Genomic DNA, 15678 nt, shown 5'->3' with positions numbered 1-15678 from the left:
TGGTGTCGGAAGGCACTGCCTTGCTGAAGCTGTCCCAGACCTTTCACGATCCCCTCCTGCAGCCCGCGGCGGCGCCGCGCGTCCCTCATCCGGAACCCTCCACGGGCCTGTCGCTGCGCGGCTGGCTCCGGCGCCTCCACTGGCTCAGCCTCGCCACGCTGCTGGTGGCCCTGCTGCTGCTGATCCAGCACAGCAGCCGCGGCCTGGTCGCGGCGGACCTCGTGGTGTCGCTCGCGCTGTTCCTGATCTCCGACGCCCTGCTGCGCTGGACCGACATCCGGGCGGAGGATCTGGCGCCGCTGATCGCCATCGTGGGCTGCGACGGCTCGGGCAAGTCCACGCTCTCGACCGATCTGCAGCGGACCCTGAGCGCCACGGGGCCGACGGAGCTCTGCTACCTGGGGTTGGGCTCCGGTGAGCTCGCCAACCGGATCCGGCGCTGGCCGGTGCTCGGCCCGCCGGTGGAACGCGCCCTGGTGCGCAAGGCCACGCAAACCCGCAGCCGCGGCAAGAAGATCCCCGGCCTCGCCACCGCGCTGGTGGTGTTCGGCTTCTCGCTGCTGCGCCTGCGCCGCTTCTGCCGGGTGCTGCGGCTGCGGCAGCAAGGCGTGACGGTGATCACCGACCGCTATCCCCAGACGGAGTTCGCCGGCCTTTACGACGGCCCCGGCCTGTCGGCGGCGCGGCCCTCCAGTCGGGCGGTCGCCTGGCTCGCCGCGCGGGAGCGCCGGATCTACGGCTGGATGGCGGGCTTCCGGCCCGACCTCGTGTTCCGGCTGAACGTGGACCTGCCCACGGCGCTGGCCCGCAAGCCCGACCACCGGCCGGAGCTGCTGCAGGCCAAGGTCGAGGTGACGCCGCTGCTGCGCTTCAACGGCGCCACCATCGTGGACATCGACGCTTCCGCCGACTACGAGGCGGTGCGCGACCGCGTGCTGGAACGCCTCCGGCCCGTCCTGGCCGGCCGGGGCAGGCCCGAAGGCGCGGCCAGCGGCGCCGGAACCACGCCGGCCTGAAACTACGCCGGCCTGAACCACCGCGCCCATCGCCCTCAAGAAGAACAACACCGCGATCCTCCGATGTCATCTCCGTCCAACACCACGCGCCCGCACGAGGCGCCGCTGATCGCGCTCGTCGGCTCCGACGGTTCGGGCAAGTCCACGGTGGGTGCCGCGCTGCTCCAGTGGATGCAGGAACAGCGGCCGACCGAGCTGTGCCACCTGGGCAAGCAGACCGGCAACATGGGCCGCGCCATCGCGCGCTGGCCGATCATCGGCCGCCGCTTCCACCGCAAGCTGACCGAAAAGGCCGACAAGGCGCGCGAGCCCAAGGGGCCGGGCACCGCCACCGCGTTGGTGATGTACCTGTTTTCCATGCGCCGCGTCCGCCGCTTCCGCCGGATGCTGCGGCTGCGGCAGCAGGGCATCGCGATCCTGACCGACCGCTTCCCGCAGGTGGAGGTTCCGGGCCCCATGGACGGGCTCTCGCTGCCCTCCACCGCCGCGCAGCCGCCGCTGGTGCGCGCGCTCGCCCGGCGGGAGAGGGGGCATTACCAGTGGATGGTGTCGCACCGGCCCGACCTGGTGATCCGCCTGACCGTGGACCTCGCCACCGCGATCCGCCGCAAGCCCGACCATCGGGAACGCTCGCTCGCCACCAAGATCGCGGACCTCGCGCGGCTGCGCTTCAACGGCGCGAAGGTGGTGGATATCGACGCCACCCAGCCGCTCGATCAGGTGCTGGCGCAGGCCAAGCAGGCGATCGGCGAAGTTCTCGCCGCCCGGCCCGCCTGAGCATCGCTTAAGCATGAAGCGCTGGTTCCAGGACGGGCTGCTGCGGTCCGTGCTCCGCAACGCGGGCTACCTGCTGTCGGGCAAGCTGGCCGGGGCCGTGCTCGGCCTCGTGGCGCTGAGCTGCGCGGGCCGCGGGCTGACGCCCGCGCTGTTCGGCACGCTGATGATCGTCCACACCTACGCCAATGGGGCCGGGGCGCTGGTGAAGTTTCAGACCTGGCAGTTCATCATCCGCTTTGGCGCCCCGGCGCTGGCGCGCGGCGAGCGCGACGCGGCGCGCGACACGATCCGCTTCGCCTTCGGCCTCGACATCGCGAGCGGTCTGCTCGGCATGGTGGCGGCGATGGCGATCCTGCCCTTTCTCGCGAACTGGCTGGAACTGCCGCCGGAGGATTTCCGGCTCGCGCTGTTCTACTGCACGCTGGTGCCGACCATGACGGCGGCAACGCCGGTGGGCGTGCTGCGCCTGCTGGACCGCTTCGACCTGATCGGCTGGCAGCAGACCGTCACGCCGACGCTGCGCGCCGCGGTGGCGGCCGCCGCCTTTTTCGCCGGCTGGGGCTTTCCCGGCTTCGTGGCCGCCTGGTACCTGGCCGACCTCAGCGGCGACCTCGTGACCTGGTTCCTTGCCGCGCGGGAGCTGCGCCGGCACGACCTCGCCGATGCCTTCCGCCCCGGGCTGTTCGCGACGGCGCGGCGGCTGCCGGGGGCCTGGGGCTTCGTGTGGACCACCAACCTCGCCCACTCGGTCTACGGCGCCTGGGGATCGGTCAGCAACCTCGTGGTGGCGGGCGTGCTCGGCCCCGTGGCGGCCGGGCTGTTCAAGATCAGCACCACGCTGCTCGACAGTTCCGCCAAGCCCGCCGACATGCTCAGCCGCGGCTTCTACCCCGAGATCATGCGCCTCGACCCGAGCAGCCGGCAGCCCTGGCGGCTGGGCCTGCGCGTGTCGCTGCTGTCCGCCGCGATGGGCGCGGCGCTGGCGGTCGTGGTGCAGCTCGCCGGTGCCCCGGTGATCGGCTTCGTGTTCGGGCAGAAATACCTGGCGGCCTTCGGCCTCCTGCAGGTCATGACCTGGTCGCTGGTGATCTCCACCGCCGCCTTTCCGCTGGAATCGCTCCTCTACATGGCCGACCGGCAGCGCGCGGCGCTGGCGGCGCAGCTCGTGGCCACCGCGCTCTACCTCGCGCTGCTCTTCGTGCTGACGCACCGCTTCGGCCTCGCCGGCGCGGGCTACGCCTTTCTCCTGGGCACGGTGCTGAATGCCGGGCTGATGCTGCTGCCCACGCTCGGCAGCTATCGTCGCCGCGCCAGCCTGCACCGCCACGCGGAGGCAGCGGCGTGAGCACCACCCTGACGCGCCGCGACCTCGACGCGCACCGCTTCCCGGCGGAGCAGTGCGAGGCGCTGTTCGAGGCGGTGCTGATCGACGACGAGGTGGACGCCCAAACCCCGCTGCCCGACCACGTCACCCTCGACCACCCGCAGCCGCTGCTGATCGACGGCTTCCGCCTCTGCCGCCAGCTCTGGATCGAGGGCGTGGAGCGGGCCGAGCTGCTGGCACTGCTGGACCGCCTGGCGCGCCAGCGCGACCTCGAACCGGCGGAGCGCCTGCGCTTCAAATACGCCCGCGCCAAGCTCAAGCACCTGCGCTTCGCCTGCGCGCTGTATCGCGCCGACCACCGCTACCCCGCGGTGATGAACGCCATGACCACCGCCTTCGGCCACCTGCAGGACGCCTTCAAGAACGGGCAGCGCGGGCGCGTGCTGCGTGAGGCCTGGCTGTGCCGCGCCTTCCTGGCCGCCCCCGTGCAGGCGGTGCTGCGGCGCGAGCACGACCGCCTCCTCCCCACCGACACCGCCGGCTTCCGCCGCTACCTCGCCCACGAGGTCGGCGGGCTGGAGGCGGCGCTGGCGCGCCCGACGGTGACCGGCGCGCAGTTCCACGCCACCCGCAAGATCGCCAGCCGGCTGGTCTCCTTCTACGACACGATGCGCACGCTCCGCCCCGCCGAGGAGGAGTTCCACCGCATGTCGCGCGCCGTGGCGGCGGTGAACGGGCTGATGGGCTCCATGCACGACGTGCTGGTGGAACGCCGCGTGGCGGGCCTGCAGGACTACCACCGTGAGGCCTTCGCCCTGCCCGACGAGATCCGGGGGCGCATCGGGGCGCTCGCGGTGCGCTACCGCGCCGCCGGGCTGTAGGAAGCCTTCGGGCCGGCCCGGATTGTGCGGGCGTCCTCGCCGACGACGCGGCCCGGGCCTCACCCTGGCCGGTACATCTCCCGCAGGGCCGGGCTCCGGACGCGCTCCCGTGACCTTCCGGGTGCGCTGGACCGGTCGGAACGCGCCCCGCCCACGCCCTGGAGAACAGGAGCGGGCTGAGCGCTGCCAGGGACATATCCGGAGCCGCCCCATCCATGAACGAGGCGTCTCCACACCCGGCAACGTGTTCTGCCGGACGCCCAGCCATGCCGGCTTCCGCCTTGCGCGCCCGATCTCTCTGGGATTGAGCTTCCGGCAATCATTTGCCGGAAACCGTCCCAGTGACCGCCACCGATACCGTCGCGCCGCCGCGCTTGCGAAGACCCTTCGTGCTCGCCTCGGTGATGCTCTCGATGTTCATGATCGCGATCGAGGCCACCATCGTGTCCACCGCCATGCCGCAGATCGTGGGGCAGCTGGGCGGGCTGACGCTGTATGCCTGGGTCTTCTCGGCCTTTCTGCTGGCGCAGACCGCCACCACCGTGGTGTTCGGCAAGCTGGCCGACCTGTACGGCCGGCGCCCGGTGATGCTGGTGGGCATCGCGATCTTTCTCCTGGGCTCGCTGCTCTGCGGCTTCGCCACGGGCATGGTGGCGCTGATCGTCTTCCGCCTGGTCCAGGGCATCGGCGCCGGCGCGATCCAGCCGATCGCCCTGACCGTGGTGGGCGACCTGTATTCCGTGCAGGAACGCGGCAAGATCCAGGGCTTCCTCGCCAGCGTCTGGGGCATCTCCTCGGTGCTGGGCCCGCTGGCCGGCGGGCTGATCATCTCGCAGCTCAGCTGGGCCTGGATCTTCTGGATCAACATCCCCGTGGGCCTCCTCGCCGCGGCGGGCTTCACGCTCTTCCTGCGCGAGAACATCTCGGCCGAGCGCCGGCGCGTGGACGTGGCCGGCGCGCTGCTGTTCACCGTGTCGGTGACGGCGCTGATGCTGGCCCTCACCGAAGCGGGCAGCGCCGGCAGCGGCACCGTCGCAATCGCCCTCGCGGTGTTCCTCGGCAGCGCGCTCCTGTTCATCTGGCAGGAAGCGCGCGCGCCCGACCCGATGCTCGACATCCGCCTGTGGTCGCTGCGCCCGGTCGCGACCTCCAACCTCGCCACGCTGCTCAGCGGCATGGTGATGATCGGCCTGACCACCTTTCTGCCGATCTACGTGCAGGCCGTGCTCGGTCGCTCGCCGCTGGTGGCGGGCTTCGCGCTGACCATGATGGTGCTGGGCTGGCCGATCGGCGCCACGGTCTCGGCGCGCAACTTCGCCCGCTTCGGCCTGCGCAACACGCTGCTGACGGGCGCGGTGCTGCTGCCGGTGGGCGCGGCGATCTTCCCGATCCTGTCGCCCGGCGCCTCGCCGGTGCTGGCCGGGCTGGGCTCCACGGTGGTGGGGCTGGGCATGGGCGTGTTCAGCACCTCGGCCATCGTGATGGTGCAGGAAAGCGTCGGCTGGACCCAGCGCGGCGCCGCCACCGCGGCCAACGTGTTCTCGCGCAACCTGGGCTCCACGCTGGGCGCCGCGGCGCTGGGCCTGGTGCTCAACCTCAGCCTGCGCCACGCCGGCCCCAACGGCGAGGCCGTGGATGCCGAGCGCATCCGCGCGCTGCTCGACCAGCCCGCTGCGGGCGTGGCCGGCGACGGCGGTCCCGCCGCAACCGCGGTCGACCCGGTGGTGCAGGCGGCGCTGGCGCAGGGGCTGCACCTGACCTTCTGGGCGGTCTTCGCGGTCGCGGCGCTGACGCTCGTGGTGGCCACGCTGGTGCCGTCGGTGGCGATCAAGGCGCGCGCGGCGGCGGAATAAGCGCCGCCGCCCGATCACCTTGCGGGCCCGCGCCCTCCGGCGCCACTCTGCCACGCAAAGCAGGCTGGAGGGAGCAGGCGTCATGGACCCGCGCGAAGCAGACGAGACCCGGATCGGGCGGCGCGATTTTTCCGCGATGGCCCTGAGTGCCGCAACAGGGGGCGCCGCGGCCGGGGGCGCCGCGCTCGCCGCCGCCGCGCCGGCGCGGGCGCAGAAGCCGCCGGCGCACACGAGCTTCCACGTCGCCGTCGGCGCCGAGCTTCGCCGGCACGCGGTCGATCCGGGCGCCCTGACGCTCGCTCCTCTGGAGGCTGTGACGCTGCCGGCCGCGGTGCAGTACGCCTGGCAGCACCCGGCGCTGCCGATCCTCTACGTCGCCTACAGCAATCGTGGCACAACCAACGACCGCCACGGCGTCCAGGCCTTCCGCATCGGCGAAGGCGGCGCGCTGACGGCGCTGGCCGAGCCACTGACGCTCGACAACCGCCCGATCCACCTCACCGTGGACCCTTCGGGGCGCTTCCTGCTGGTGGCCTTCAACGCGCCTTCCGAGCTGCGCGTCCACGGGCTGCGCGAGGACGGCACGATCGCCGGGGCGGTGCGGCAGGCGGCGACGCTGGACTTCGGCATCTACGCCCACCAGGTGCGCGTCGCACCCTCAGGCGCCCTCGTGGTGCTGCAGACCCGCGGCAACGACCCGACGCCGACCGCCAAGGAAGACCCCGGCGCGATCAAGGTGTTCCGCTTCCGGGACGGGCAGCTTTCGGACGAGACCTCGGTGGCCGAGAACGGGGGCATCGGCTTCGGCCCGCGCCACGTCGACTTCCACCCCACGCTGCCACGCCTCTACGCCTCCATGGAGCGTGGCAACCAGCTCCTCACCTACGGCGTCGGGGAAACCGGCCTCAGCCAGCACCCGCTCTTCACCGCGGGCACCGTGAAGGGTGGCGCGGTGCTGCACCTGCCGGTGCAGTACGCCGGCGCGATCCACCTCCATCCCGACGGGCGCACGGTCTACGTGGTCAACCGCTCCGACGGCACGGTGGAGTTCAACGGTGCCAAGGTCCATGGCGAGGGCGAGAACAGCGTCGCCGTGTTCCGCCTCGACGCGGGGAGCGGCGAGCCGGTGCTGGCGCAGACCGCCGACACGCGCTCCTATCACTGCCGCACCTTCGCGATCTATCCCGACGGGCGGATGCTGGTCACCGCCTCGGTGGCCCCGCTGGCCGAGCGCGACGGCGACGCGGTGCGCACCGTCCCCGCGCGCCTGACGGTGTTCTCGGTGGACGGGGAAGGACGGCTCACCTTTGCCCGGACCTACGACGTGGACACGGCGGGCGGCGCGCAGATGTTCTGGTGCGGGATGGTGACGGCGTAGCGCCAAAGCAGCATCAGGCGTCGCCCTGGGGCTTGGGGCTTGGGGCTTGGGATCTGCGGGCGCGGGTGGCTCGCCGGCTTCCGCCCCGCCGGACATGAGGTCGGCCGGGAGGGCGGCCCCAATCGCCCCCGGGGCCGGGCGGTGGCGTGAAGTTGCGAATATGCAACATCGCGCGCGCATCCCGTGACGGTAAGGCGTTCCTGGCGTGACCCGGCTGGACCGGCCGCAACAGGCCTTTAGTTTCGGTATAGAGACAAAAGGCGCTCCGGAATGCCGCCGATTCCCGCCCGCCCGCGCCCCTGGACACGCGGGCGCGGCAGCCTCCCGCTGATCCCGGCCTTTTCCGCGGCCTGCGCCGGGAGGCCGGGCACCATGCTGAAGCCCCTCAGCCCCTCGCCGCACGACTGCTGGCCGGGCATCGCCTCGCAGGGAGGCCACCGTTGAGCGCGACCCGGCAGGACGCGCGGCCGCCCGACCCGCAGGAAGCCTTCCGCCGGGTGCAGGAAGCCGAACTGCGCTACATCAACGCCTGGCGGAACCATCCCGGCAACGAACGCGGCGGCGAGGCCGCGCCGCTCTCGCCCGAAGCGGAAGCCCTGTCTCAGGGCATGACGGGCACGCCCGGAACCACGCGGCCGGACGGCACCGCGGCGGCCGGCGCAACGATGCAGGGCGCGGCGGGCTCCGGCACACAACTCCCCCTGGCCGGCGGTGCCGGGCGCCCGCTCACCGGCCTGGCACTCTCGGGCGGCGGCATCCGCTCGGCGGTGTACTGCCTGGGCGTGCTGCAGGCGCTGGCGGCCGAGGGCGTGCTGCGGCGCTTCGACTATCTCTCCACCGTGTCGGGCGGCGGCTATATCGGCACCGCGCTCACCTGGTTCACGCGGGCGGGTAAGGCGCCGGAACAGGACCCCTGCGGCGCCCATTTTCCGCTGGGCCGCGACGACCCCGCGATGTTCCCGCGCGAGGACGACCACACCGAGCGCAGCGTGCTGAAGCACCTGCGCCGCCACGGCAGCTACCTCATCCCCGGCCACGGCATCACCCTCGGCTCGGGCATCAGCATCGTGCTGCGCGGCGTGCTGCTGAACCTGCTGGTCTGGATGCCGGCCGCCGTGACCGCCTGCCTCATCCTGCGGGGGATCGCACGCGGGCTGCGCTGCTGCGGCCCGCGCGGGGTCGAGTTCTGGCTGCACCCGCTGGCGCTGGCCTTCTACGCGCTGCTGGTCTTCGTCGCGATCGGCGCGGCCTATTCCCTGCGCTCCTTTCCCAGGCGCGGTTCGGGCCGGCGCGACGGCATCCCCTACGCACTGCGCCGGCGCTTCGAGATCTGGACGCCCTGGCTGCTGCTGACGGCGCTGGCGCTGGCCGTGCTGGGCTCGCTGCCGCTGCTGGCGCCGCAATGGGGCCCGGGCGCGCCGGCCGGCGGATGGCCGCTGGCGCAGTGGCTCCTGGGCCCGGGCGCCACCCTGCTGGGCGCGGCCACGGGGCTTTGGGCGCGCTTCGTGCAGCGCGGCACGGCGGCGCGGGAACGGCCCGGCTGGGTCGGGCCGGTCGGCGCGGTGCTGGTGTTCTACGGCCTGGCGCTGGTGTCCTGGGGCCTGGCGGGCTGGGCCCTGCGCGGGCATCTGTGGTGGCTGCCGCCGGTGCTGGTGCTGGTCAGCATCCCCGTCGGTCTGCGGGTGAACCTGAACTACACCACGCTGCACCGCTTCTACCGCGACCGGCTGATGGAAGCCTTCATGCCGGACTTCACGGTGCAGCCCGGCCCGCCGCCCAACAACGAGGTCGATCAGGACGGGCAAGCCGACGCGGCCGAGAACGCCCCGCTTTCCGCCATGTGCGACGAGGCGGCGCCGGCCGCGCCCTACCACCTGCTCAACACGCACCTCGTGATCACGCGCAGCCCGCACCGGCGCCTGCGGCTGCGCGGCGGCGACAGCTTCGTGCTGTCGCCGCGCTTCTGCGGCAGCTGGTCCACCGGCTGGTACCCGACCGAGACCTTCATGCGGAACGACCTGACGCTGGCCACCGCCATGGCGATCTCGGGCGCCGCGGTGAACCCCGACGCGGCCAATGCCGGCGTCGGCCCGCAGCGCAGCTGGGCCTTCGCGCTGCTGATGTCCTTTCTCAACATCCGCCTCGGCTGCTGGGTGCCCAACCCGGACGAAAGAAAGGCGGGGCAAACAAAGGCGGCGAACCACTTCGACCCCGGGCTGGTCCGCGCCATCCGGGGGCACCGCGTCGAGGACCCGCTGCTGGAGCTCACCGACGGCGGCAACTTCGAAAACCTCGGCGTCTACGAACTGCTGCGCCGGCGCGTGCGCACGATCCTGGTTTGCGACGCCACCGCCGACCCGCGCTACGCCTTTTCCGACCTGCAGAACCTGCTCAGCCGCGCCGAGGCGGATTTCCGCGTGAAGATCGACTTCGGCGACCAGCCGCTGGGCGACCTGCTGCCAGCGCTCGGCCCCGGCTACCCGTCGGGCATCGCCTGGTCGGGCAAGCCCTTCGTCTGCGCGACGATCACCTATCCGCCGCTGGTGGGAGAGGAGCCGGAATTCGGAGAACTCTTCTACCTCAAGCCCGCCATCTACAGCGGGCTGGGTCTGGAGCTGAAAGGCTACAAGGGCACCTTTCCGGACTTCCCCAACGACCCCACCGCCGACCAGTTCTTCGACGAGGCCCGCTTCGAGGCCTATCGCGAGCTGGGCTTCCTCAGCACCCGGGTGATGCTGGACGGAACCTGCGCCGGCCATGGAAGGATGGGGGAGGGGGTGATCCGCGACAGGCTCCGGGCGATGTAGTCACAACCCCCGGAACCGCGGCGCCGCGCCGCCCGCCGTTCCCGCGCCGGAAACATCCCGGGCACTGGCCACCCTGGACATCCGCCACCACCTGCGCGATGCCATGGCCCCTGGCGCGGCAGGCCTCCCCGCCGTGCCGAGGGCCGGCGGCGGTTTCCCCGAGGGAGCGCACGGCCGTTCGCGCGCGAGAAGGACAGGGCGATCATGCATCCCACCCGGCGACAGCTCCTGGCCACGGCCGGCGGCGCCCTGCTCGCGGCACCCGCCGCCGTCCGCGCCCAGGGCGAGGTCCCGATCCGCATCGGCGAGATCAACAGCTACACCGCCGTGCCGTCCTTCACGCTGCCCTACCGCAACGCCATGAACCTCGCGGTGGACGACCTCAACGCCGCCGGCGGCGTGCTGGGCCGCAAGCTGGAGCTGATCACCCGCGACGACGGCGGCCGCCCCCAGGACGCGGTGCGCCTGGCGGCCGAGCTGGTGGAAGCGCAGAAGGTCGACCTGCTGGCCGGCGGCTACCTCAGCAACGTCGGCTTGGCGCTGGGCGAGTACGCCGCGAACAACCGCAAGCTCTACGTGGCAGGCGAGCCGCTGACCGACGCGCTGGTGTGGGAGCACGGCAACCGCTTCACCTTCCGCCTGCGCCCCTCGACCTACATGCAGGCCGCGATCCTGGCCGAGGAAGCCGCCAAGGTTCCCGCCCATCGCTGGGCCCTGGTGGCGCCGAACTACGAGTACGGCCAGAGCGCGGTGAAGTGGTTCCGCCAGTTCCTCCAGGCCCGCCGGCCGGAGGTCGAGTTCGTGACCGAGCAGTGGCCGGCGCTGGGCCGCATCGACGCCGGCCCCACGGTGCAGGCGATCGAGGCCGCCAAGCCCGACGCCATCTTCAACGTCTTGTTCGGCCCCGACCTGACCGCCTTCGTGCGCCAGGGCAACACGCGCGGGCTGTTTGACCGCCGCATGGTGGTGTCCATGCTGACCGGCGAGCCCGAATACCTCGATCCGCTGGGCGACGAGGCGCCGGAAGGGTGGATCGTCACCGGCTACCCGGGTGAGCAGATCGACACCGCCGAGCACCGTCGCTTCGCCGAAAGCTACCGCGCGCGCTTCAACGAGAAGCCGATGTGCGGCTCCATGGTCGGCTACGCGCTGATCCAGTCGATCGCCGCCGGCCTCTCGCGCGCGGAGTCCGCCGACACCGAGAAGCTGATCGCGGGCTTCAGCGGCCTGGAGTTCGAAACCCCCGTGGCCCATGCCAGCTACCGCGCGCTCGACCACCAGGCCACGCTGGGCGTCTTCGTGGGCCGCACCGCGCTCAAGGACGACAAGGGCGTCATGAGCGACTGGCGCTACGTCGACGGCGCCACGCTGCTGCCCGACGACGCCACGGTGCGCACGCTCCGTCCCGCGAAGGACTGAGCCCCGCCCCCGATGCAGCCCCCGCAGGGAAGACGAAACCGGCGGCCCGCCGCGCAGGCCGCGCCGCACGGTGGCTGAGCTGCTGCCGCAACTCGTCACCGGCCTGGCGGGCGCGTCCTCGCTGTTCCTGCTGGCCGCCGGGCTGACGGTGATCTTCGGCGTCACGCGCATCGTCAACTTCGCCCATGGCAGCCTGATGATGCTGGGCGCCTATCTCGGCTGGACAATCCTGCAGTGGCTGCCGCGCACGCCGCTCTTCTTCGCGCTCGGCGTCCTGCTCGCCGCCGCCGCCACGGCCGCCATCGCCGCGGCGATCGAGGTCGCCGTGCTGCGCCGCGTTTACCGGGCGCCGGAACTGTTTCAGCTGCTGGCCACCTTCGGCGTGGTGCTGATCCTCCAGGATGTCACGCTGTGGCTCTGGGGCCCCACCGAGCTCGCCCTGTCGCGCCCGCGCTGGATGCGCGCCGCGGTGGAGATCGCCGGCAGCCGCGTGCCCGTCTACGACCTCGTGCTGATCGCGGTCGGGCCGCTGGTGCTGATCCTGTTGTGGCTGCTGCTCCATCGCACGCGCTGGGGCATCCTGCTGCGCGCCGCCACCGAGGACCGCGAGATGGCGGGGGCACTCGGCATCAACCAGCGCTGGCTCTTCACCGCGGTGCTGGCGCTGGGCGGCGCGCTGGCCGGGCTGGGCGGCGCGCTGTCGCTGCCCGAGGCCTCGGCCAACCTCGCGATCGACCTGCGCGCCGTGACCGACGCCTTCGTGGTGGTGGTGGTGGGCGGTCTCGGCAGCCTCGCCGGCGCCTTCCTGGCGAGCCTGCTGCTGGGCCTGCTGCAGGCCTTCGGCATCGTGCTGTTCCCGCAGGCGACGCTGGTGCTGGCCTTCGCCGCCATGGCCGCCGTGCTGGCGGTCCGCCCGCGCGGGCTGCTCGGCCGCCCCGAGCCCGCCCCGCCGCCCGCCGCCGCCGGCACCGCGCCACCGGTGCTGCGCCCGTCGCAGCCCACCGGGCGCTTCCTCTGGGCCGCGCTGATCGGCCTGGCGGCGGTGCTGCCCTTCCTGCTCGACCCTTACGCGCTGACGGTGCTGACCGACGCGCTGGTGGCGGTGCTCTTCGCGGCCAGCCTCCATCTGTTGATGGGGCCGGGCGGCATGCCCTCCTTCGGTCACGCCGCCTGGTTCGGCCTGGGCGCCTACGCCGCGGCGCTGCTCCCCCACCTGCTGCTGCCGGACGCCTCGCCCCCGGCGTTTCTGGCCCTGGCGCTGCTCGCGGCACCACTCCTGGCCGGCGCGGTGGCGCTGCTCTTCGCGGCGCTGGTGGCCCGGCTGTCGGGCGTCTACCTCGCCATGCTCACCCTGGCCTTCGCGCAGATCGTCTGGGCGGTGTCGTTCCAGTGGGTCGCGCTGACCGGCGGCGACAACGGCCTGCTGGGTGTTTGGCCGCCCGACGCGCTGCGCGACCCGGCGCGCTGGTACGCCGTGGTGCTGGTGCTCACCGCCGCCGGGGTGATCCTCCTGCGCCACATGATCTTCACCCCCGCCGGCTACGCCCTGCGCGCCGCCCGCGACAGCGAGCCCCGCGCCCGCGCCCTGGGTCTGCCGGTCATGGCGCTGCGCGCCGCGGCGATCACCGTGGCGGGCGCCGCGGCGGGCCTCGCGGGGGCGCTGTTCAGCTTCGGCAAGGGCGCGGTGTTTCCGACCTATGTCAGCATCCCGCACTCGGTGGACGCGCTGCTGGCGGTGCTGCTGGGCGGCCTGCAAACCATCAGCGGCCCGGTGGTCGGGGCGCTCCTCTATACCGGCCTCGCGGACCGGCTGGTGCGCGCCACCGACCTGTGGCGCGTCTGGCTGGGGCTGGCGATCCTCGTGCTGGTGACGCTGTTTCCCGAAGGCCTGGCCGGTGCCGCGCTGCGCCTCCAGGCCCGGCTGCGCGAGCCCTTCCGCGACCGGGGCCGCACGTGACCCCGCGTCCCGGCACCGCCGGCGAGACCGCGCCCGATCCACTGGTCTCCAACCCGATGGACTCCGGCCCGGCGCCTCCCGGCCAAGCTGGTCCCGGCGGGCGCGATAGCCCCGATCCATCTCGCCTCGGCCCATCTCACCCTGGCCCCGGCGCCACCGATCCGGGAGCCACCGGCGGCTCCACCCCACCGGCCCCGGCCGCCGTGGTGCTGGAAGCCACCGCGCTCGCCCGCTCCTTCGGCGGCGTCGCGGCGGTGCGCGACGTGTCGCTCGCGGTGCGCGCGGGCGAGGTCGTGGCGATCATCGGCCCCAACGGTGCCGGCAAGAGCACCTGCTTCGCGATGCTGGGCGGCCAACTCCGCCCCGACCGAGGCGAGGTCCGGCTGCTGGGCCGCGACATCACCGGTGCGGGGCCTGAGGCGGTGTTCCGCGCCGGCGTCGGCCACACCTTCCAGGTCACCGCGAGCTTCGCCTCCATGACGCTGCGCGAGAACGTGCAGCTCGCCCTGCTCTCGCACCGCGGCAGGCTGTGGCGCCTCACCCGCGCGCTCACCCGGCACGATCCGCGCCCGGCCGAGGCGCTGCTGGATCAGGTCGGGCTGCTCGACCAAGCGGACCGCGCCGCGGCGGTGCTGGCCTACGGCGACCTCAAGCGCCTGGAACTCGCGCTCGCGCTCGCCAACGACCCGAAGCTGCTGCTGATGGACGAGCCCACCGCCGGCATGGCCCCGCCCGAGCGCGCGGCGCTGATGGCCGAGGTGCGCGCGCTGGCCAGCCGACGCGGCCTCGCGGTGCTGTTCACCGAGCACGACCTCGACACCGTGTTCCGCGTGTCCGACCGGATCCTGGTGCTCGACCGTGGGGCCGTGATCGCCGCCGGAACCCCGAACGCGATCCGCGCCGATGCGCGCGTGCGGGCGGTCTATCTCGGCACTGAGGTGGCGGAGGGCATGGGGGCGGAGATTGTGCCCGGGCCCCGGGACGCCGGCCCGGACGCTACCCGGCAGCCCCCGGTCGCGCATCCATCAAACCCGTCCTCCATCGCGATCCCGCCGGGCGCCGCGCTGCGCGAGGCCGGGGCGGCGCCCGAAGCGAGCCGCGACGCCGCCGCGAAGGCCGCGCCCGATGTCGCCCCGCAGGCCACCCCGGGGGGCGACCCGGCGCCCGTGCTGCGCGTGCAGGGCCTCACGGCGCATTACGGTCGGGCGCAGATCCTCCACGACCTGCGCTTCTCCGTTGCCCCGGGCGAGGTGCTGGTGCTGCTCGGCCGCAATGGCGCCGGCAAGACCACCACGCTGCGCGCCGTGATGGGCCTCCTGCGGCCCAGCGCGGGCGAGGTGCGCTTTCGCGGCCGCGACGTGGCGGGCGAGGCGCCGTTCCGGATCGCGCGCCTGGGCATGGGCTACGTGCCCGAGGAGCGCCGCGTCTTCGCGGGCCTTTCGGTGGAGGAAAACCTCGAGGCCGGCCGCCGCCCCGCGCGCCCCGGCCTCGCGCCCTGGACGCCCGAGCGGATCTTCGCGCTGTTCCCGAACCTCGGCCGGATGCGCCGCCGTCCGGGCGGACGGATGAGCGGCGGCGAGCAGCAGATGCTGGCGGTCGCGCGCACGCTGATGGGCAACCCGAGCCTGGTGCTGCTGGACGAACCGAGCGAGGGCCTGGCGCCCATCATCGTCGAGGCCATGGCCGAGGCGGTGCTGGCGCTCAAGCGCGAGGGCATCACCGTGCTCCTCGCCGAGCAGAACCTACGCTTCGCGGGCGCCGTGGCCGACCGCGCCGCGATCCTGGAGCGCGGCACGCTGGCCTGGAGCGGGGGCATGACGGCGCTGCTGACCGACGAGGCGCTGCGCCGCCGCTACCTCGCGGTCTAGCGCGGGCACCCTACCTCCGCCCCGGCGCTGCACCCCAGAGGCCCGCTCCAAAGGCCCGCTTCAGAGACCCACCCTGGCAGCCCCCCCCCGCGTCGCTTCCGCCGCGCCGCCGCCCCGCCGAGGCCGGTCGCGCCGCGACCCGCCACGATTCATGACCCACGACGCCGCGATCCACGACGTCGCCGCCGCCCGCCCGCCGCGCGGTCCGGTCGCGCCGATGGCGCGCCGCGACCCGTGGCGCCGCTACCCCGCCGCGCGCCGCGCTGCCCCGGCCGGCGCGATCCAGCGCGGCATCCGCTGAGCCACGGTGACCTCGAGCGCCACCGCATCGCGCAGCATCGAGGGCGGGATCAGCGCCGCGCCGTCGGTCCAGCGCCAGGGCGTGCCGTCCGCGTCCT

The 15678-nt window shown here is 73.2% G+C and carries 10 protein-coding genes; all 10 read left to right on the top strand.

The window, feature by feature from the left end:
- The first annotated feature begins 20 nt into the window (after nt 1-20).
- The 10 genes from ACFFGY_RS16665 to ACFFGY_RS16620 all read left to right on the top strand — a co-directional run bounded on the left by ACFFGY_RS16665 (nt 21) and on the right by ACFFGY_RS16620 (nt 15280).
- Nucleotides 21-1016, top strand: coding sequence for a nucleoside/nucleotide kinase family protein (locus ACFFGY_RS16665; RefSeq protein WP_377045641.1), 996 nt, complete (start codon nt 21-23; stop codon nt 1014-1016).
- A 63-nt stretch (nt 1017-1079) separates the two neighbouring features.
- On the top strand, nt 1080-1793 hold the full coding sequence (locus tag ACFFGY_RS16660; protein ID WP_377045640.1) for a nucleoside/nucleotide kinase family protein: 714 nt from the start codon (nt 1080-1082) through the stop codon (nt 1791-1793).
- A gap of 13 nt (nt 1794-1806) precedes the next feature.
- Nucleotides 1807-3138, top strand: coding sequence for a lipopolysaccharide biosynthesis protein (locus ACFFGY_RS16655; RefSeq protein ID WP_377045639.1), 1332 nt, complete (start codon nt 1807-1809; stop codon nt 3136-3138).
- Nucleotides 3135-3998 (top strand): hypothetical protein, encoded by an 864-nt coding sequence (locus tag ACFFGY_RS16650; RefSeq protein WP_377045638.1) that lies wholly within the window; start codon nt 3135-3137, stop codon nt 3996-3998. The genes ACFFGY_RS16655 and ACFFGY_RS16650 overlap by 4 nt, the downstream gene beginning before the upstream one ends.
- Before the next feature lie 341 nt (nt 3999-4339).
- Nucleotides 4340-5851 (top strand): MDR family MFS transporter, encoded by a 1512-nt coding sequence (locus ACFFGY_RS16645; protein WP_377045637.1) that lies wholly within the window; start codon nt 4340-4342, stop codon nt 5849-5851.
- Between the two features lie 82 nt (nt 5852-5933).
- The gene (locus tag ACFFGY_RS16640) at nt 5934-7229 is read left to right on the top strand and encodes a lactonase family protein (protein WP_377045636.1); all 1296 of its coding nucleotides are present in this window, start codon (nt 5934-5936) and stop codon (nt 7227-7229) included.
- Nucleotides 7230-7669: 440 nt separating this feature from the next.
- Nucleotides 7670-10036 (top strand): patatin-like phospholipase family protein, encoded by a 2367-nt coding sequence (locus ACFFGY_RS16635; RefSeq protein ID WP_377045635.1) that lies wholly within the window; start codon nt 7670-7672, stop codon nt 10034-10036.
- 204 nt (nt 10037-10240) lie between these two features.
- Nucleotides 10241-11455, top strand: coding sequence for an ABC transporter substrate-binding protein (locus ACFFGY_RS16630; RefSeq protein ID WP_377045634.1), 1215 nt, complete (start codon nt 10241-10243; stop codon nt 11453-11455).
- A 70-nt stretch (nt 11456-11525) separates the two neighbouring features.
- A complete protein-coding gene (locus ACFFGY_RS16625; RefSeq protein WP_377045633.1) occupies nt 11526-13412 on the top strand; it encodes an ABC transporter permease in 1887 nt (628 codons plus the stop codon).
- Nucleotides 13409-15280 (top strand): ATP-binding cassette domain-containing protein, encoded by a 1872-nt coding sequence (locus ACFFGY_RS16620; protein WP_377045632.1) that lies wholly within the window; start codon nt 13409-13411, stop codon nt 15278-15280. Before ACFFGY_RS16625 ends, ACFFGY_RS16620 begins: the two co-directional genes overlap by 4 nt.
- The last annotated feature ends 398 nt before the right edge of the window (nt 15281-15678 follow it).

The organism is Roseomonas elaeocarpi, assembly GCF_042433915.1.
Taxonomy (GTDB): domain Bacteria; phylum Pseudomonadota; class Alphaproteobacteria; order Acetobacterales; family Acetobacteraceae; genus Roseomonas; species Roseomonas elaeocarpi.
The sequence above is the reverse complement of the archived record's forward strand: the minus strand, read 5'-3'. Positions and strand labels throughout refer to the sequence as shown.